The 18709-nt window shown below is 69.7% G+C and carries 21 protein-coding genes; 20 read left to right on the top strand and 1 reads right to left on the bottom strand.

Features of this window, described 5'->3' with window-relative positions; genetic code table 11:
• Positions 1 to 311 precede the first annotated feature (311 nt).
• The 6 genes from AB4078_RS04845 (at position 312) to AB4078_RS04820 (ending at position 4780) form a co-directional block, all read left to right on the top strand.
• On the top strand, positions 312 to 668 hold the full coding sequence (locus tag AB4078_RS04845) for a LysM peptidoglycan-binding domain-containing protein (RefSeq protein WP_441976177.1): 357 nt from the start codon (positions 312 to 314) through the stop codon (positions 666 to 668).
• Positions 669 to 768: 100 nt separating this feature from the next.
• A complete protein-coding gene (locus AB4078_RS04840; protein WP_441976176.1) occupies positions 769 to 1854 on the top strand; it encodes a histidinol-phosphate transaminase in 1086 nt (361 codons plus the stop codon).
• Positions 1851 to 2471, top strand: a complete 621-nt coding sequence (gene hisB, locus AB4078_RS04835) for an imidazoleglycerol-phosphate dehydratase HisB (protein ID WP_441976175.1) — start codon at positions 1851 to 1853, stop codon at positions 2469 to 2471. Before AB4078_RS04840 ends, hisB begins: the two co-directional genes overlap by 4 nt.
• Positions 2468 to 3118, top strand: a complete 651-nt coding sequence (gene hisH / locus AB4078_RS04830; protein ID WP_440734470.1) for an imidazole glycerol phosphate synthase subunit HisH — start codon at positions 2468 to 2470, stop codon at positions 3116 to 3118. Before hisB ends, hisH begins: the two co-directional genes overlap by 4 nt.
• A gap of 110 nt (positions 3119 to 3228) precedes the next feature.
• Positions 3229 to 3975, top strand: a complete 747-nt coding sequence (gene priA / locus AB4078_RS04825; RefSeq protein WP_441976443.1) for a bifunctional 1-(5-phosphoribosyl)-5-((5-phosphoribosylamino)methylideneamino)imidazole-4-carboxamide isomerase/phosphoribosylanthranilate isomerase PriA — start codon at positions 3229 to 3231, stop codon at positions 3973 to 3975.
• A complete protein-coding gene (locus AB4078_RS04820; RefSeq protein ID WP_441976174.1) occupies positions 3959 to 4780 on the top strand; it encodes an SseB family protein in 822 nt (273 codons plus the stop codon). Before priA ends, AB4078_RS04820 begins: the two co-directional genes overlap by 17 nt.
• An 18-nt stretch (positions 4781 to 4798) precedes the next feature.
• Here the strand turns inward: AB4078_RS04820 and AB4078_RS04815 are convergent, their stop codons facing one another.
• Complete coding sequence (locus tag AB4078_RS04815; RefSeq protein WP_440734732.1) at positions 4799 to 5134, bottom strand: DUF1844 domain-containing protein; 336 nt, start codon at positions 5132 to 5134, stop codon at positions 4799 to 4801.
• 333 nt (positions 5135 to 5467) lie between these two features.
• Between AB4078_RS04815 and infC the strand changes: the two genes are divergently transcribed.
• The 14 genes from infC (at position 5468) to pheT (ending at position 18709) form a co-directional block, all read left to right on the top strand.
• Positions 5468 to 6115, top strand: coding sequence for a translation initiation factor IF-3 (gene infC, locus AB4078_RS04810; RefSeq protein WP_440734731.1), 648 nt, complete (start codon positions 5468 to 5470; stop codon positions 6113 to 6115).
• 91 nt (positions 6116 to 6206) lie between these two features.
• Positions 6207 to 6401, top strand: a complete 195-nt coding sequence (rpmI, locus tag AB4078_RS04805) for a 50S ribosomal protein L35 (RefSeq protein ID WP_440734468.1) — start codon at positions 6207 to 6209, stop codon at positions 6399 to 6401.
• Between the two features lie 33 nt (positions 6402 to 6434).
• Complete coding sequence (gene rplT / locus AB4078_RS04800; RefSeq protein WP_045272308.1) at positions 6435 to 6821, top strand: 50S ribosomal protein L20; 387 nt, start codon at positions 6435 to 6437, stop codon at positions 6819 to 6821.
• 87 nt (positions 6822 to 6908) lie between these two features.
• Positions 6909 to 7709, top strand: coding sequence for a TrmH family RNA methyltransferase (locus tag AB4078_RS04795; protein ID WP_440734467.1), 801 nt, complete (start codon positions 6909 to 6911; stop codon positions 7707 to 7709).
• Between the two features lie 2 nt (positions 7710 to 7711).
• Entirely contained in the window at positions 7712 to 8380 is a 669-nt protein-coding gene (locus AB4078_RS04790) for a response regulator transcription factor (RefSeq protein ID WP_440734466.1), read from the top strand.
• Between the two features lie 3 nt (positions 8381 to 8383).
• On the top strand, positions 8384 to 9763 hold the full coding sequence (locus AB4078_RS04785; RefSeq protein ID WP_441976173.1) for a sensor histidine kinase: 1380 nt from the start codon (positions 8384 to 8386) through the stop codon (positions 9761 to 9763).
• On the top strand, positions 9760 to 10788 hold the full coding sequence (locus AB4078_RS04780; RefSeq protein ID WP_441976172.1) for a TAXI family TRAP transporter solute-binding subunit: 1029 nt from the start codon (positions 9760 to 9762) through the stop codon (positions 10786 to 10788). Before AB4078_RS04785 ends, AB4078_RS04780 begins: the two co-directional genes overlap by 4 nt.
• A gap of 174 nt (positions 10789 to 10962) precedes the next feature.
• Entirely contained in the window at positions 10963 to 11727 is a 765-nt protein-coding gene (locus AB4078_RS04775) for an amino acid ABC transporter ATP-binding protein (RefSeq protein ID WP_440734463.1), read from the top strand.
• Positions 11728 to 11769: 42 nt separating this feature from the next.
• Positions 11770 to 12678, top strand: a complete 909-nt coding sequence (locus AB4078_RS04770; RefSeq protein ID WP_441976171.1) for a glutamate ABC transporter substrate-binding protein — start codon at positions 11770 to 11772, stop codon at positions 12676 to 12678.
• A 90-nt stretch (positions 12679 to 12768) separates the two neighbouring features.
• Positions 12769 to 13425 carry an amino acid ABC transporter permease gene (locus AB4078_RS04765; protein ID WP_440734461.1) on the top strand — a complete coding sequence of 219 codons (657 nt, stop codon included), beginning with the start codon at positions 12769 to 12771 and terminating at the stop codon, positions 13423 to 13425.
• Positions 13422 to 14348, top strand: a complete 927-nt coding sequence (locus AB4078_RS04760; protein ID WP_441976170.1) for an amino acid ABC transporter permease — start codon at positions 13422 to 13424, stop codon at positions 14346 to 14348. The genes AB4078_RS04765 and AB4078_RS04760 overlap by 4 nt, the downstream gene beginning before the upstream one ends.
• Positions 14349 to 14425: 77 nt before the next feature.
• Positions 14426 to 15064: a hypothetical protein gene (locus tag AB4078_RS04755; protein WP_441976169.1), complete on the top strand. Its 639-nt coding sequence runs from the start codon at positions 14426 to 14428 to the stop codon at positions 15062 to 15064.
• Between the two features lie 52 nt (positions 15065 to 15116).
• Positions 15117 to 16187: a phenylalanine--tRNA ligase subunit alpha gene (gene pheS / locus AB4078_RS04750; protein ID WP_440734458.1), complete on the top strand. Its 1071-nt coding sequence runs from the start codon at positions 15117 to 15119 to the stop codon at positions 16185 to 16187.
• Positions 16187 to 18709: a phenylalanine--tRNA ligase subunit beta gene (pheT, locus tag AB4078_RS04745; protein ID WP_441976168.1), complete on the top strand. Its 2523-nt coding sequence runs from the start codon at positions 16187 to 16189 to the stop codon at positions 18707 to 18709. The genes pheS and pheT overlap by 1 nt, the downstream gene beginning before the upstream one ends.

Genomic DNA, 18709 nt, shown 5'->3' with positions numbered 1-18709 from the left:
CGTGTGCGTCGTGCCCTCGCGGATCGGTGGGATCGGCATGGATTCGCGGGCGGCGATTCGAATGTCGGTGGTCCGTGATGGGGTCTTCGTATCGAAACCGTATCCGAGATCGGACCGAAATCGATAGATCTGTTCGAGCGTGTCGGCAAGTTTTCGGAACCGATATTCGAAGAAGGCTTGACAGATGTTCGAACTCGAAAGTAGTTTCGGTACGTAGGTTCGCCTCTCCAGAGGCCCGGATTCGAAGATTCTCATCAGAGGATGCGCATCCGGGGAGAGGCGGACCGACACAGACACTGAGGAGAAGCACCATGAGCAGCATCACCTTCGCCGGTCAGGTACCCGCCACGCGACTGCGGATCACCGCACGCGGCCGGCGCGTGCTCGCGGCGCTGGTCGCGCTCCCGGTGGCCGGAACGATCGCGTTCGCGGCGCTGAGCAGCGGATCCGCGCTCGCCTCCGGGGAGCAGACGACGGGCAACACCTTCGCGACCGTCACGGTGCAGCCCGGCGACACCCTGTGGTCGATCGCGGGCGAGATCGCGCCGAATGCCGACCCGCGCGACGTGGTCGCCGAGATCTCGAAGCTGAACCTCGTCGACGGAGGTGTGATCGAGGTCGGACAGCACCTGGCGATCCCGGCACGGTACGGATCGACCGGGCGCTGATCCCGTACTTCGGCGTCGCTCAGCAACCGTACTTCGGCGTCGCTCAGCAACCGCGGTCATCTGTGCCACGCACCACAGCGCGGCCGCCTAGCATGGCAGGGTGACTGTCTCGCTCGACGATTTACCCCTTCGCGACGATCTCCGTGGGCTGCGGCCCTATGGCGCCCCGCAGGCTCCGCTGCCCGTGGCGCTGAACGTGAACGAGAACACGCATCCGGTGCCGGAGCAGGTCGCGAGCGACATCCTCGACGACATCGCCGTGGCGCTGCGTGACGTCAACCGCTATCCGGATCGTGAGTTCACAGAGCTCCGTGAGGCGTTCGCCGGCTACCTCGGCCATGACCTCACCGCCGCGAACATCTGGGCCGGTAACGGCTCGAACGAGGTGCTGCAGCACATCCTGCAGGCGTTCGCCGGTCCCGGTCGCACCGTGTTCGGGTTCGCCCCGACCTATTCCATGTACCCGCTGCTCACTCAGGGCACGGGGGCTTCCTGGATCGCCGGTACCCGCCACCCCGACTACGAGCTCACCGTCGACGAGGCGGTGGCACAGGTCGTGGAGCACGACCCCGACGTCATCCTGCTGTGCGCGCCGAACAACCCCACCGGCACTCCGCTCCGGCTCGACGTGATCGAGGCGGTGTACGAGGCGGCGCGCGGCATCGTGATCGTGGACGAGGCCTACCAGGAGTTCGCCCCGAAGGATTCGCCGTCGGCGCTGACGCTGCTGCAGGGACGTCCGCGGCTCGCCGTCTCCCGCACCATGAGCAAGGCCTTCGCCTTCGCCGGAGCGCGGGTCGGCTACCTCGCGGCGGATCCGGCATTCATCGACGCACTGCGTCTCGTGCGCCTGCCGTACCACCTGAGCGCCCTCACCCAGGCGGCGGCGGTCGCGGCCCTGCGCAATGCGCCGATCATGCTCGCGATGGTCGACGAGATCGTCGCGCAGCGCGATCGGATCTCGGCCACGCTCGAGGCCCTCGGCTACACGCCGCACCCGTCCTGGTCGAACTTCGTGCTGTTCGGCGGCGTCGCGGACCCGGCGGCAACGTGGCGCGCTCTGTATGACAAGGGCGTGTTGATCCGCGATGTCGGCATCCCGAACCACCTGCGCGTCACGGCCGGCACAGAGGCCGAGACCACCGCATTCCTGGACGCCCTCGCCTCGATAGGATCGGCCTCATGACCGCTGAGACCCCTGCTGCGGCCCGGACCGCGCGTCGCACCCGCTCCACGTCCGAGTCGACGATCGAGCTCGAGCTCAACCTCGACGGCACGGGTCAGAGCCACATCGACACCTCGGTCCCGTTCTTCGACCACCTGCTGACGGCGTTCGCGAAGCACTCGCTGACGGATCTTACGGTGCGCGCCTCGGGCGACATCCACATCGATGCGCACCACACGGTGGAGGACGTCGCGATCGTGCTCGGTCAGGCGATCCGCGAGGCGCTGGGCGACAAGAGCGGCATCTCCCGCTACGGCGACGCTCTCGTGCCCCTCGACGAAGCGCTCGTGCAGGCGGTCGTCGACATCTCGGGTCGGCCCTATCTCGTTCACGAGGGTGAGCCGGCGGGCTACGAGCACCACCTGATCGGCGGCCACTTCACGGGATCCCTCGTCCGTCACGTCTTCGAAGCGATCGCGTACAACGCGGCGCTCACCGTGCACGTGCGCGTGATCAGCGGTCGCGACCCGCACCACATCGCCGAAGCCGAGTTCAAGGCGTTCGCGCGCGCGTTCCGTCAGGCCAAGTCGCTGGACCCGCTGGTGGTCGGCGTGCCCTCCACCAAGGGCGCGCTGTGACCGCCCAGGCAGAGGGTCGCCGTCCGACCGTCGCGGTCTTCGACTACGGATCCGGCAATGTGCACTCCGCCGTGAAGGCGCTGATCCGCGCCGGCGCGGACGCGGAGCTCACCGGCGATCGCACCGCGGCGCTCGAGGCCGACGGGCTCGTCGTCCCGGGCGTCGGCGCGTTCGCGGCCGTCCGCGAGGCGCTGGCCGCGCACGGCGGTGACGAGATCATCGAACGGCGCCTGGCCGGCGGTCGTCCTGTTCTGGGCATCTGCGTGGGCATGCAGGTGCTGTTCGCCGGCGGTGTCGAGCGCGGCGCCGAGGTCGACGGCCTCGGGGAGTGGCCCGGCATCGTCACCGAGCTGGACGCGCCGGTGCTGCCGCACATGGGCTGGAACACCGTGGAGCCCGACCCGGACAGCGTCCTGTTCCGGGGGATCGAGCACGAACGCTTCTACTTCGTGCACTCGTTCGCCGCGCAGACGTGGGAGCTCGACGTCATGCCGCCGTTCCCGCAGCCGCGGCTCACCTGGGCCGAGCATGGCTCGCGATTCCTCGCCGCGGTCGAGAACGGACCGCTGTCCGCGACCCAGTTCCACCCGGAGAAGTCCGGCGAGGCCGGCATCCAGCTGCTGCGCAACTGGATCTCCACGCTCTGACCCCCTCCTCGGAGTGTGACGGCGGGGGATTGGTGCCCCGCACGCACCCGGACTACTCTCTTCTCGTGCCGCGCCCGAAGAGCGCAGCGCACCGTGACCCGAAGGACGACATGAACGAGTTCGCGCAGTCCCCCTCCCTGACCCTGCTCCCGGCGGTGGACGTCGCCGGCGGCCAGGCCGTGCGCCTGACGCAGGGCGAGGCCGGAAGCGAGACCAGCTACGGCGATCCGCTCGATGCCGCCGCCGAGTGGGTGGACCAGGGCGCCGAGTGGATCCACCTCGTCGACCTCGATGCCGCGTTCGGCCGCGGCAGCAACACGGCGATCCTGCGCCGCGTGATCAAGCAGTTCCGCAGCGTCAACGTGGAGCTCTCCGGCGGGATCCGCGACGACGCGAGCCTCGAGGCGGCGCTGGAGTCGGGCGCGTCACGTATCAATCTCGGCACCGCGGCGCTGGAGAACCCCGAGTGGGCCGCCGACGTCATCGCGCGCTATGGCGATGCCGTGGCAGTGGGCCTGGACGTGCGCGGCACAACACTTGCCGCCCGTGGCTGGACCAAGGAGGGCGGAGACCTCTGGACGGTGCTCGACCGCCTCGAGGACGCCGGCTGCAGCCGCTACGTCGTCACCGACGTCACCAAGGACGGCACGCTCAAGGGGCCGAACCTCGACCTGCTCCGCGAGATCACCGCGCGCACCCCGAAGCCCGTGGTGGCATCCGGCGGTATCGCGAACCTCGATGACATCGCCGCGCTCCGCGAGCTCGTGCCGCTCGGCGTCGAGGGCGCGATCGTCGGCAAGGCGCTGTACGCCGGCGCGTTCACCCTGGCCGAGGCGCTGGATGTCGCCGGATCCTGACGGTGCCGTGTCTGGTGCTGCCGGATGCGATCACGATCACGGCGCGCATCCCAGCACGGGCGACTCCGCAGGAGTTCCCTGGGCGGGGCGTTCGTTCGAGGAGAACACCCGCGCGGGTGATGACGGCTCTGCGGACCCGGCTCTCTGGGACGCGCTGACCCGGTTCCGCGCCGGTGCCGGGTCGCAGGCCGAGGTCGTCGACGCGTTCCGCGCCGCGCGCGTGCTCGTGCCGCTCGTCGCGGAGAAGGGCGAGGAGGGCGTGGCACCGTCGGGCCTGACGGTGGACAAGACCCAGGAGCTCTCGCTCGTCACCGTCGCCGCGCCCGACGGACGCACGGTGCAGCCGGCGTTCACGAGCGTCGACACGATGCGCGCGTGGGATCCGATCGCGCGCCCCATCCCTGTCGAGGCCGCCCGCGTGGCGCTGTCCGCCTCTTCGGGGGACGCGGAGCTCATCGTGCTGGACCCCGGATCCGAGACCGAGTTCGTGCTGCGCCGTCCCGCGGTGTGGGCGATCGCGCAGGGGCAGCAGTGGGAGCCGAGCTTCCTCTCGCCCGAGGTCTACGCGGGCCTTCTGGAGAGCGTCGGCAGCGAGCTCGCCGTGATCGATGTCGCCGTCTCCGCAGGCGACCCGGACGCGCGCCTGCGCGGCCCGGAGCTCGTCGTCACGCTCGAGCTCGTCGAGGGACTGGACCGGGAGACGCTCGATGCGGTGCTCGCGCGTCTCGCTCAGCGCTGGGCCGCAGACGACCGCATCGCCGTGCTCGTCGACTCGCTCACGGTGAAGCTGCGCGCCAGCGTCTGAGGGTGCGGGCGAGCCCGGTCAGTTGACCGGGCCGGTCCACTTCTCGCCGGGCCCCTGCCCGATCGGATCCGGGATGACGGACGCCTCTCGGAACGCGAGCTGCACGGAGCGCAGCCCGTCGCGCAGCGAGCGTGCGTGCATGTCGCTGATCTCGGGGGCGGCGGCCGTGATGAGGCCGGCCAGGGCGTTGATGAGCTTGCGGGCCTCGTCCAGATCCTTCTGCGTCTCGGGGTCATCGGCCAGGCCGACCTTGACCGCGGCGGCGCTGAGCAGATGCACGGCGGCGGTGGTGATCACCTCGACGGCGGCGACGTCGGCGATGTCCCGGGCGGCGCCCGTCGCGGTGTCATCCAGCGTGGAGGTGGAGGGGGAGACGTGCTCGTGGCCGTCGGGCGCGGGAGTGCTCACAGTGCCGGCTTTCCGAAGGTCTTGCCTTCTGATAGACTTCTGCGGGCTCCGGGGCTTATGTCCCGGCACGAAAGAGGATTCACTTCCCACCCGCGCTTGCCGCTCAAGGCTACCGGGTCCAGCACTCCGCCGATTCACATCGGTAGCCGCCGTGCAGCGACAGCTGTGCAGCGGGTCAGGGTGTCGCCGGCGTCTGACTGCCGGCGGGTGGGACGATTCTGATTTCGCCCGTGATCCGTCCGGATCACGGTGGCCGAAACCATCGTCTAAGGAGTCCGCATCAGCGATCCCCGCACCAATGAGCGCATCCGCGTCCCCGAGGTCCGCCTCGTCGGCCCCGCGGGTGAGCAGATCGGCGTCGTCCGCATCGAGGCCGCACTGCGTCTTGCGCAGGAAGCCGACCTCGATCTCGTCGAGGTGGCCCCGAACTCGAAGCCTCCCGTGGTCAAGATCATGGACTACGGCAAGTTCAAGTACGAGGCCGCGCAGAAGGCGAAGGAAGCTCGCCGCAACCAGGCGAACACCATCCTGAAGGAGGTGCGCTTCCGTCTGAAGATCGAGGCGCACGACTACACGACCAAGCTCAAGCGTGCCGAGGGCTTCCTGAAGGCCGGCGACAAGGTGAAGGCGATGATCCTGTTCCGCGGTCGGGAGCAGTCCCGTCCCGAGCAGGGCGTGCGGCTCCTCCGCAAGTTCGCCGAGGACGTGGCCGAGTTCGGCACGGTGGAGTCCAACCCCACCATCGACGGACGCAACATGGTCATGGTCGTCGCCCCGCTGAAGAACAAGTCCGAGGCGAAGGCCGAGCAGAACGCGGTGCGCGACGCGCAGCGCGCGGCCAACAAGCAGGCGGCCCGCGACGCCAAGGCGCCGGGCGCGCCGGCAGAGCCCGCAGAATCGGCTGCTCCCGCCTCGACCACGGAGTGATCCGGTCGGAGCGATAAGCCCCACACAGACCTCCCGCAATGCGCGGGCAGAACCCTGTCGCCCAGCTGGGCGCCATACGAAGGAAGAGAAGATGCCGAAGCAGAAGACCCACTCGGGTGCCAAGAAGCGCTTCAAGATCACCGGCAGCGGCAAGCTGAAGAAGCAGCAGGCCGGGATGCGTCACAACCTCGAGCACAAGTCGAGCCGCCGCACCCGCCGCCTCAACCAGGACCAGGTGATGTCGAAGGCTGACACCAAGGTCGCCAAGAAGCTCCTCGGCCGCTGACGCGCCCGATCTCACGAACAGGAACACACGAAAATGGCTAGAGTCAAGCGCGCCGTCAACGCTCACAAGAAGCGTCGCGTCATCCTCGAGCGCGCCTCGGGTTACCGTGGCCAGCGCTCGCGCCTGTACCGCAAGGCGAAGGAGCAGGTCACCCACTCCCTCGTCTACGCGTACCGCGACCGTCGCAAGCGCAAGGGCGACTTCCGTCGTCTGTGGATCCAGCGCATCAACGCCGCTGCCCGCCAGAACGGCATCACGTACAACCGCTTCATCCAGGGCCTCGGTCTCGCCGGCGTCCAGGTCGACCGCCGCATGCTCGCCGAGCTCGCCGTCAACGAGCCGGCGACGTTCGCCGCGCTGGTCGAGACGGCCCGCAAGGCTCTGCCGGCGGACGTCAACGCGCCCAAGTCGGCTGCGTAAGCACGAAGTCGGCTGCGTAAGCATCTGAATCACGAAGGGGCGTCGTCCATGAGGGCGGCGCCCCTTCGGTGTCCCTAGACTGTGATCGTGCTGGAGAACCCCCGATCCCCGCGCGTGCGCGCCGTCGCCAAGCTCACCAAGCGCAGCGCCCGCACCGAGACAGGCCTGTTCCTGCTGGAGGGCCCGCAGGCGGTCCGCGAAGCGCTGTCCTATCGGCCCGAGGCCATCGTCGAGCTCTTCGCGACGCCGACCGCATGGGACAAGCACGGCGACCTGCGTCAGGCGGCGGCCGACGCGGACGTGCGCTTCGAGTACGTGACCGAGTTCGTGCTCGCGGCGATGGCCGACACCGTCACGCCGCAGGGCGTGGTCGCGGTGGCCCGGCAGACGCCCACGTCCGTGCGGGACATCTTCGCCGCCGCTCCGCGCCTCGTCGCGATCTGCGAGGAGGTGCGCGACCCCGGCAACCTCGGCACCATCATCCGCGCCGCCGACGCGACGGGCGCCGACGCGGTCGTGCTCACCGGACGCACGGTCGACCTGTACAACCCGAAGGTCGTGCGCTCGACCACCGGATCCCTCTTCCATCTGCCGGTCTCGGTCGGCGGCGATCTCGCCGATGTCATCGAGCGCGCGCACGCTGCCGGCCTGCAGGTCGTCGCCGCGGACGTGAAGGGCGATGACCTGCTCGCGGCCCGTGCCGAAGGCGTGCTCGCCCGGCCCACGGCGTGGTTGTTCGGCAACGAGGCGCACGGGCTGGAGGAGCCGGCGCTGGAGCTGGCCGATCGGGCGCTCCGGCTGCCGATCTTCGGCCGGGCCGAGTCGCTGAACCTCGCCACCGCCGCCAGTGTCTGCCTCTACGAGAGCGCGTTCGCCCAGCGCGCCTGAGTATGAAGATCCTCATCGTCGAAGACGACGAACGCGTGGCCGACGCCCTCGCCGGGTTCCTCGGCCGTGCCGGCTATGCGGTGGAGCGTGCGGGCGACGGACGGGGCGCTCTCGACATGCTCGGCACCGACACGGAGGCCGTGATCCTCGATCTCGGCCTTCCAGACATCGACGGCATCGACCTCTGCCGCCGCATCCGCGCGGTCAGCGGGGTCCCGATCCTCATCGCCACCGCGCGCAGCCAGGTGCACGAGCGCATACGGGGACTGCGCGCCGGGGCCGACGACTTCCTGGTCAAGCCCTATGACGTGCAGGAGCTGCTCGCCCGCATCGAGGCGGTCACCCGCCGCAGCCATGCGATCGCCGGCGAGGTCGGGCCGGTCGGCATCGACATCGACGGTGTGCGGATCGACCTCGTCGCGCGCCGGGTGCTCGTGGACGGCGAGCCCGTGGAGCTGACCCGCAAGGAGTTCGACATCGTCGCGGTGTTGGCCAGGTATCCGGGTGTCGCCGTGCCGCGCGAGCGACTCATCCGCGAGGTGTGGAACACCGATTGGCAGAGTTTCGCCCGCTCGCTCGAGGTGCACGTCGCCTCGATCCGGCGCAAGCTGGGGCGGCCGGCGCTCATCGAGACGGTCCGCGGCGTGGGCTACCGGCTGACGGGACTGTGACCCGTGCGGAAGCGGTTGTTCATCGTGTTCCTGGTGCCGCTCGCGGCGGTGCTGCTGCTGCTCGGCGGCGCATACGGCTGGGCGGCCTCCCGCAGCGTGCAGCAGGGCTTCTACACGCAGCAGGTCGGTGACATCGGCACGTTCGTGACGAGCGCGCGGCAGGCGCTGCTGTCTGGAAGCTCCGAAGTGCTGGACGGCGAACTGCAGCGGTACCACGATCTGTACGGCACGCGCGTGATCGTGGTCGACCGGTCCGGCCGACCCTGGTCACCGCAGCAGGGCGAGTCCCCGGTGCTCGACGACGCCACCGTGAACAAGGTGCAGCTCGCTCTCTCCGGGCGGCGCAGCGACCTGCCGGAGCCCGTCCTGCTGCCGTGGCAGTTCGCCGAGCAGTCGCTGGTGGAGCCGATCTTCGATCAGGGCGACGTCATCGGCGCCGTGGTCATGTCCGCGAGCGTGGAGGCGCCGCGTGCCGAGATCGTGCGGCAGTGGATCCTGCTCGGCATCGTCAGCGTGGTCGCGATCGGCATCGGCCTGCTCGTGGTGCTGGGCCTCGCGCGCTGGGTGCTCAAGCCGGTGCACCGCGTGGACGAGGCGATGGAGGCCATCGAGCGCGGTGACATGGAGGCGCGCATCGCCGACGACACCGGACCCCCGGAGCTGCACCGCATGATCCTGCTCTTCAACCGGATGGCGGAGGAGATCGAGCGCGTGGTGTCGCGTCAGCAGGAGTTCGCCCTCAACGCGTCGCACGAACTGCGCAATCCGCTGAGCGCTCTGCTGCTGCGGGTGGAATCGCTCGCGACGGGCCTGGACCGCAGCTGGGACGACGAGGTCGAGGCGACGCGCGAAGAGGGCCGGCGGATGTCGAGGATCCTGGAGACCCTTCTGTCGTTCGCGCGCGGATCCGATCCCGCGCCGCTGCGCGATCCGGTCGATCTCGCCGATCTCGCCGAGCGCCGCGTGGTGGCCTGGCAGGACGCGGCGGCCGCGAAAGGCGTCGCACTGGCTCTGCACGTCCACGCACCGGTGCGCTCCACCACGGATGAGACCATCGCCGAGAGCGCGCTGGACGCCGTGATCGACAACGCCGTGAAGTTCTCGCCGGCGGGCACGGTGGTCGACATCACAGTGGCGCGCGCGGAGGCCGCTTGCGAGCTGTCGGTGCGCGATCACGGTCCGGGCCTTGCGGAGGACGAGCTCGCGCACGCGACCGACCGGCACTGGCGCAGTCACCGGACGCGCGCGATCCCCGGCACGGGCCTGGGCCTCGCGATCGCCACGGATCTGCTGGCCACGGTCGATGCAGGGGTGCGTCTGGAGGCACCGGAGGACGGTGGGCTCCGGGTGGTCCTGGTGCTCCCCGCCGCGGAGGCGCGATGACCGTGCAGAGCAGCCAGGGGCGGCCCCGGCGCACCGCGCCGAGCGGTGGCGCGACGCGGTCGGGGTGGAGGACGGCGCGGATGCTGGTCGCGCTGCTGCTCTGCGTGCTGAGCGTGTCGAGCCTCGCCTCGTGCGCACCGGAGGACCGCAGCTGGGCGGACAAGCCGCAGACGATCGCCGGCGGGGGAGCGACCGGGGTCTACTACGGCTACGGCCAGCAGTACGCCGCGGCTCTCGCCACCCGCCTCGGCGTCCGGTTCACCGCGCAGCAGACCAATGGATCCGTCGACAACCTGGAGCGGATCGGATCCGGCCGGGCGGTGCTCGGCTTCGCGCAGGGCGATGCGGTCGCGGACGCCGTGGCGGGCACGGGCGCGTTCGAAGAGGCGATCCCGATCGTCGCCGTCGCTCGGCTGTACGACGAGTACGTGCACATCGTGGTCAGGGACGGATCCGATGTGCACGACCTGCGCGACCTCGCAGGGCGCAGGGTCTCGCTGGGCGCGCGCGGCTCCGGGGTGGAACTCGTCGCCCGACGCGTGCTCGCGGCCGCCGACGTGGACGCCGCCGCGATCAGCAATCCGGAGCTGGGCCTCGAGGGGTCGATCGCGGCTCTGCGCAAGGGGGAGATCGACGCGTTCTTCTGGGTGGGCGGGTTGCCGACACCGGGCATCGCGACGCTCGCGGCCGGCACTCCGATCCGGTTGCTGTCGATTCCGCCGGCTGTCGTCGAGGCCGTCAACGCGGCGCATGCCGGTGCCTACCGGCAGGCCGACTTCCCGATCGGCGGCTATGGCATCGACAGCTCGACGGTGACGATGACGGTGCCGAACTACCTGATCGCCCGCGCCGATGCGCCGGAGGCGCTCATCCACGACGCGACGGCGGTGCTTTTCGACGAGCGCGCGACGATCGCCCGGGTTGCACCCGCGGCGGCGCTGCTCGATCGCAGGCAGGCGATCTTCACCGACCCGATCCCGTTGCACACCGGTGCCGCACGGTACTACCGGGAGACGCACGACTGAGGGTGCGGCGCATCCTGTGGAACACCGCTGTCGCGTGCGGGAAACCGCCCGGAAACGGGAGCGACGAAACCCTCAAGGAATCCTCAAGCGCAGTGCTCCGGGAGCGGGCGAACCAATAGCGTCATCGTCACCCCGCGGTTCCATCCGCCTCGCTCGTCCTCACGGAGTTCCGACATGCCCGAATCCCGCCCTGCCTCCGTCGGCGCACCCCTGGTCGTGGTCGACCACGTGCAGAAGCACTATGGCGACTTCCAGGCGCTGACCGACATCGACCTCACCGTGCACAAGGGCGAGGTGGTCGTCATCATCGGACCGTCCGGATCCGGCAAGTCGACCCTCTGCCGCACCATCAACCGTCTGGAGACCATCACCAGCGGCTCGATCACGATCGACGGCAAGGAGCTTCCTGCCGAGGGCAAGGGCCTGGCCCAGCTGCGCGCCGACGTCGGCATGGTGTTCCAGTCGTTCAACCTGTTCGCGCATCTGACGATCCTCGAGAACGTCACGCTGGGGCCGATCAAGGTGCGCGGCCTCAAGAAAGCGGATGCGGAGAAGGAGGCCATGCAGCTGCTCGAGCGCGTGGGCGTGGCCCAGCAGGCCTCCAAGCTCCCCGCACAGCTCTCCGGCGGGCAGCAGCAGCGCGTCGCGATCGCCCGGGCACTGGCGATGCACCCCAAGGTGATGCTCTTCGACGAGCCGACCAGCGCGCTGGATCCGGAGATGATCACCGAAGTCCTCGACGTCATGATCGAGCTGGCCGCGAGCGGGATGACGATGATCGTCGTCACGCACGAGATGGGCTTCGCCCGCAAGGCGGCGAACCGCGTCGTGTTCATGGCCGACGGCCGGATCCTCGAGGAGGCCGGTCCCGAGGAGTTCTTCACCAACCCGCAGTCGGACCGTGCCAAGGACTTCCTGTCCAAGCTGCTCACCCACTGACCTGATCCCGCACCACAGCACCCTGCACTGAAGGAGAAGCACATGCGAAAGTCACGGATCCTCACCGGCATCGGCATCGCCGCCGTCGCCCTGATCGCCCTCACCGGCTGCAACAGCGGCAGCCCGACCAGCCCCGGATCCACGGGGGAGGGCCTGAGCCCGACCAGCGACAAGCCGCTGTTCGAGGTCGCCAAGGACGTCAAGCTCGAAGGCAGCCCGACGTTCGACCGCATCACCAAGAACGGCAAGATCACCATCGGCGTCAAGGAGGACCAGCCTGGCCTCGGCTTCAAGGACGCGACCACGGGTGAGCGGAGCGGCTTCGACATCGACATCGCGCGCTGGATCGCGGCGTCGCTCGGCTACAGCGAGGACAAGATCGAGTTCAAGCCGATCCCGTCGGCCAACCGCGAGCAGTCCATCGTGAACGGCGACATCGACTATTACGTCGGCACCTACTCGATCACCGACAAGCGCAAGGCCGTGATCGACTTCGCCGGCCCGTACTTCGTCACCGGCCAGGGCCTGCTGGTCCGCAAGAGCGAGGACACGATCAAGAGCGAGAAGGATCTCGCCGGCAAGACGGTCTGCTCCGCGACCGGATCCACGCCCCTGCAGAACATCCAGGCGAACTTCCCCGACACCAAGACGGTCGGTCTCGACCTGTACTCCGCGTGTGTGGACCAGCTGATCAGCAAGCAGGTCGATGCCGTGACGACGGACCAGGCCATCCTGATCGGCTACGCCTCGCAGGATCCAGAAGAGCTCAAAGTCGTCGGCGAGCCCTTCACGACGGAGAAGTACGGCGTGGGCCTGGCCAAGGGCGACGCGGCACTGCAGACGTTCATCAACACGATGTTCACCGAAGGCGGCGACACCTGGAAGGCGATCTTCGAGAAGAACCTCGGCGCCAGCGGCATGAAGGTCACCCAGCCCGCGGTCGAGAAGTGATCCGGGGCGGCCGGCGGGGCTGACCCCGCCGGCCGCTTCTTCCCCGACGTCCTCGGACGTCCCCGAACCCGAACCGGAAGGAGAGAGCGCGTGGACGCACTCCTGGGCAATCTCGACCTGTGGGGGCAGGCGACCCTGAACACGGTCCTGCTCTTCCTCGGCGGCGGCGCGCTGGCGCTCGTGCTGGGCACCATCGTCGGCGCCATGCGGGTCTCGCCGGTGCCGATCGCCCGCGGCGTGGGCACGGTGTACGTGAACCTGGTGCGCAACACCCCGCTCACCCTGGTGTTCTTCTTCTTCGTCTTCGGATATCCGAAGCTCGATCTTCCGGAGATCCCGTTCATGCCGCTGGGCATCATCGCCCTCGGCATCTACACCGCGACCTATGTCGCGGAAGTCCTCCGTGCCGGCATCAACACCGTGCCCGTGGGGCAGGCCGAGGCCGCCCGCGCGATCGGCCTCACCTTCGGGCAGGTGATGACGCTTGTCGTCATGCCGCAGGCGTTCCGATCGGTGGTGCCGCCCATGATGAGCGTGTTCATCGCGCTGCTGAAGAACACGACGGTGGCGGCCGGCTTCTCCATCGCCGAGCTCGCCGCGCTGCGCGCCACCGTCGCCGATTCCGCGAACCGGCCGGGCACTGTCATGGAGATCCTGTTGTGGGTCGCCGTGGTGTTCATCGTCCTGGTGTTCCTGCTGAGCCTCGTGCAGCGGCACTTCGAGAAGAAGTGGAGGATCGTCCGATGAGCGGCGCATCCGTTCTCTACGATGTCCCCGGCCCCAAGGCCGTCCGGCGCAACCTCCTCCTCGGCATCGTGACCGTCCTGGTCGTGGTCGCCGCGGTCGGTTTCGTCGTCTATAGATTCGCGGTGACCGGCCAGTTCGACGCCGCGCGGTGGAACCTCTTCACCTACTCGCTCGTCTGGCAGGGGATGGCCCAGGCGCTGTGGGCGACCGTGAGCGCCTTCCTCGCCGCCGCGGTCGGCAGCATCCTGCTCGGCTTCGTGCTGGCGATCGGGCGGCTCTCCGACCACGCCTGGGTGCGGGTGCCGGTCACCGTCGTGATCGAACTGCTGCGCGCCGTGCCGGTGCTGGTCATGATGATGATCTTCTTCTACGGCGTGAACTCGATCCCCGGATCCACCTTCCGGATGTCGGCGTACGCGGCCGTCGTGATCGGCCTCGTGCTCTACAACGGTTCCGTGCTCGCCGAGGCGCTGCGCGCCGGTGTCGAGGCGCTGCCGAAGGGGCAGAAGGAGGCCGGTTACGCGATCGGCCTGCGCAAGTCCGGCGTCATGGTTTTCATCCTGCTGCCGCAGGCGATCCGGGCGATGCTGCCGGTCATCGTGGCTCAGCTCGTGGTGACGCTCAAGGACACGGCGCTCGGCTTCATCATCACCTACCCCGAACTCATCTACTACGCCAAGTACCTCAGCGGGCAGCCCGGCCGCCCGCTGCTGCAGGCGGGTCTCATCGTCGCGGTCATCTACATCTCCATGTGCCTGATCCTCTCCGGTATCGCGAAGTGGCTCGAGGTGCGCACCCGGCGCTCGCCGAAGGTGCTCCACCACGTCGGCAACTCCGCCGCGGACGACGAGTCGACCCTGACCGAGGTCATCGCGCTGCAGGGCCGCGCCGGCAACCTCGACGCCGGCGGCGGGCCGCGCTGACCCCGGCGCGCTCAGCGGGGGGCTTGAGCGCGCCGGTCCCCACCACGCCGACCGAGGCGCCCTGTAGCCTCGCGGTCATGGTGCACGTCGAACCGGTCTCCGCGTACCCGCCCGCATCGAGCCGCACGCTCGCACAGTGGCTCGACCCGGAGCTGGGGAAGCAGTACGCACCGGAGTTCTCCACCCGGCTGCGGGAGATCGCGGATGCGCGGGCTGCGGCGGCCGGCATGTGGGCGGCGCTTCTGAGCGTGGGCATCTCGGCCGTTCTGTTCGCAGGGGTGATGGTCGCCGTCACCGGCCGAACGCTGTCGACCATGCCATGGATGATCGTCGGCCTTGTCCTCGCGGCGGCCGGCGGATGGTTCCTGCAGCGCGTGCGGCGTTGGGTGCCGAGGCCGGGGACCTCCCTGTCCGTCCGCGGCCCGGGGAGTCTGCGGAGCGGGCTGTGGGCGGCCGGAGGGATCCTGTGCGTCTTCACGGTGTTCCTCGCGATCGGCGCCCTGACGAGCGGCCGGGTGCTGGTGCCGGTGCTCGTCGAACTCGGCATGGTGCTCCTGCTCGTCTCGGTCTTCGTCGTGCCGCCCTCGATCGTCGGCCGCAGCAGGCAGATCCTGCGACGGCAGACGCAGAGGAATCCTCGCCTCGCAGCGACCCTGGAGCGCGAGCGTCTGTCGTGGGCGCCGACAGAGCGCACGGAGATGTTCGGGCCGCTCTGAGCGATCGGTGGCGGGCGGGGCGGATGCCGCCGCGCCGGTAGACTCGGTTCTCGTGTCCGACAACGCACAGACTTCCCCTCGCGCTTCCGAAGCAGCACAGATCACCCCCGAGGCGGTGGAGACCGCCGTCGAGGCCGCGCTCGCCGCGATCGGGTCCGCGGCCGACACCGCCGAGCTGAAGGCCGCACGCGCTGCGCACGTCGCCGAGGGGTCGCCGCTCGCGATCCTCAACGCGTCCATGCGCCAGGTCGCTCCCGAGCACAAGGCCGCCTTCGGCAAGCTCATCGGCCAGGGCCGCGGGCGCGTCACGCAGGCGCTCGCCGCCAAGGAGGCGGAGCTGGCCGAGGCCGAGACCGCCGCGCGGCTCGAGGCCGAGCGCGTCGACATCACCGCGGTCGCCTCGCGTACCCGGGTCGGCGCCCGGCACCCGCTCACGCTGCTGCAGGAGCAGATCAGCGACGTGTTCGTCGGCATGGGCTGGGAGATCGCCGAAGGCCCCGAGCTCGAGCACGAGTGGTTCAACTTCGACGCGCTGAACTTCGACGTCGACCACCCCGCACGTCAGGAGCAGGACACGTTCTACGTGGATCCGCCCTCGCGTCACCTCGTGATGCGCACGCACACCAGCCCCGTGCAGGTGCGCTCGATGCTCGACCGCGAAGTGCCCATCTACGTGCTGTGCCCCGGGCGCGTCTACCGCACCGACGAGTTCGACGCCACCCACCTGCCGGTGTTCACCCAGTTCGAGGGCCTCGTCGTCGACAAGGGCATCTCGATGGCGCACCTCAAGGGCACGCTCGACCACGTCGCGCGTCAGCTCTTCGGCCCGGAGGCGAAGACCCGCTTCCGCACGAACTTCTTCCCCTTCACGGAGCCCTCCGCCGAACTCGACCTGTGGCACCCGACCTTCAAGGGCGGCGCGCGGTGGATCGAGTGGGGCGGCTGCGGCATGGTCAACCCCAACGTGCTGCGCGCGGCGGGGATCGACCCCGATGTGTACAGCGGCTTCGCGTTCGGCATGGGCGTCGAGCGCGCCTTGATGTTCCGCAGCGATGTGCAGGACATGCGTGACATGGCCGAGGGCGATGTCCGTTTCAGCGAGCAGTTCGGGATGGTGGTGTGATGCGCGTCCCGCTTTCGTGGCTGCGTGAGTACGTGGATGTGGCCGAGACGGTCACGCCGGACGACGTCTTCGCGGCGCTCGTCTCCGTGGGCTTCGAGGAGGAGGAGCTGCACGGCTTCGACATCTCCGGCCCGGTCGTCGTCGGGCAGGTGCTCTCCTTCGAGGAGGAGCCGCAGTCCAACGGCAAGACCATCCGCTGGTGCCAGGTCGACGTGGGCGAGGCGAACGGCGGCGTCCGCGGCATCGTCTGCGGCGCGAGCAACTTCGCAGTGGGGGACAAGGTCGTCGTGACCCTGCCCGGCGCCGTGCTGCCCGGGCCTTTCCCGATCGCCGCGCGCAAGACCTACGGGCATGTCTCCGACGGCATGATCGCCTCGGCCCGCGAGCTCGGTCTCGGCGATGAGCACAACGGGATCCTGATCCTCTCCGAACTCGGCATCGACGCCCCTGTCGGCACCGACGCGATCGCCCTCCTCGGACTCGACGACGTCGCCGTCGACGTGAACGTCACGCCCGACCGCGGCTACGCGTTCTCGCTCCGCGGCATCGCCCGCGAGTACGCGCACGCGACCGGAGCCGCCTTCCGCGACCCCGCCGACCGCGACTTCGCCGAGCTGCAGCCCGGCAGCGGCCGCACCGCGGTCGTCGAGGACACGGCTCCCATTCGCGGCGCCACCGGCGCGACCGAGTTCGTCACCCGCGTGGTGCGCGGCGTGGATCCGTCCCGTCCCACTCCGCCGTGGATGATCGCGCGCCTCACCCTCGCGGGTATGCGCTCGCTCGGCGTGCTCATCGACATCACCAACTACGTGATGCTCGAGCTCGGCAACCCCGTGCACGGCTACGACCTGGACAAGCTCGACGGGAACATCGTGGTCCGCCGTGCTGCGCAGGGCGAGACCATGGTCACGCTCGACGGCCAGAAGCGGATCCTGCACGCCGAGGACCTCCTGATCACCGACGGCTCGGGTCCGATCGGCCTCGCCGGCGTCATGGGCGGCGGCACGACCGAGATGAGCGGCACCACGCGCAACGTGCTCATCGAGGCGGCGACGTTCGACCCCATCACGATCGCGCGCTCCGCCCGCCGGCACAAGCTGCCCAGCGAGGCGTCCAAGCGCTTCGAGCGCGGAGTGGATCCGCTCATCCCGTTCGCTGCCGCGCGTCGCGTCGCCGATCTCATGGTCGAACTCGCCGGCGGCACCCTGACGGAGGAGGGCGGCGCGCTCTTCGCCGAGGTCTACATCGAGGGCATCGACCTTCCGGCCGGCTTCGTGCAGGGCCTGATCGGGGTGGACTACACCGACGACGAGGTCACGGGCGCGCTCGAGACGATCGGCGCCGAGGTCACGGCGGACGACCCTTCGACAGGCTCAGCGACCGGGTGGGTAGTGATCCCGCCGAGCTGGCGCCCCGACCTCACCGACAAATGGTCGCTGGCCGAAGAGGTCGCGCGCATCCACGGACTGGACCGGATCCCGTCCGTGCTGCCGACCCCGCCGTCCGGTCGCGGACTGACCGACTTGCAGCAGGGCCGGCGCCGCGTCGCGAACGCCCTGGCCGCCGCAGGACTCGTGGAGACCCCGGCGTTCCCGTTCACCACTCAGGAGCAGAACGACCTGCACGGCTCCGCCTCCGGGGAGAGCCTTCCCGGTGTGCGCCTCGCGAACCCGCTCGACGGGCAGACGCCGTTCCTGCGGCGCTCCCTGCTCCCCGGGCTGCTGCAGATCGCGCATCGCAACATCGCGCGCGGCCTCGTGGATCTGGCGATCTTCGAGACCGGCGTCGTGTTCCTGCCGGAGCCGGGCGTGGTCTACGGCACCGACGAGGTGCCGCCGCTGGGTGTCCGGCCCTCGGACGAGAAGCTCGCCGAGCTGGACGCCTCGATCCCGCCGCAGGCCCGCCTCGTCGCCGCCCTGTTCACCGGGCACGTCACCCCGCGCCAGCCGGGGCGTGCGGCCGAGGAGTACGGCCTCAGCGAGGCGCTCGACGCCGTGCGCGTGATCGCGGATGCCGCGGGCGTCGAGATCGACGTCGTGCAGGGCAGCCGTGCGTCCCTTCACCCGGGACGCGCCGGTGTGCTGCAGGTGCGCGGCACCGAGGTCGGCTACGTCGGCGAGCTGCACCCCCAGGTGTCGGCCGACGCAGACCTGCCCGGACGCGCGGTGGTGCTCGAGCTCGACCTCGACGGCGTGCTGGCGCTGGCGGGGGAGCGCGTGGTCGCGGCATCGCTGTCGACCTACCCCGCCGCGACGCAGGACGTGTCGCTCGTGCTCGACGCCGGGATCCCCGCGGCCGATGTGAGCGCCGCCCTGTCCGAGGGCGCGGGAGCGCTCCTCGAGTCGGTCCGCCTCGTCGACGACTACCGTGGCGAGGGCGTTCCGGACGGATCCAAGAGCCTGACCTTCGCGCTGCGCTTCCGGGCCGATGATCGCACGCTGACCGCCGCGGAGGCGACGGAGGCGAAGCTCGCCGGCGTCGCCGTCGCGACCGAGCGGTTCGGAGCTCAGATCCGCGACTGA

The sequence above is a fragment of the Microbacterium sp. 2MCAF23 genome (assembly GCF_052115565.1).
Lineage (GTDB): Bacteria > Actinomycetota > Actinomycetes > Actinomycetales > Microbacteriaceae > Microbacterium.
This window is presented reverse-complemented; position numbering and strand designations above follow the sequence as displayed.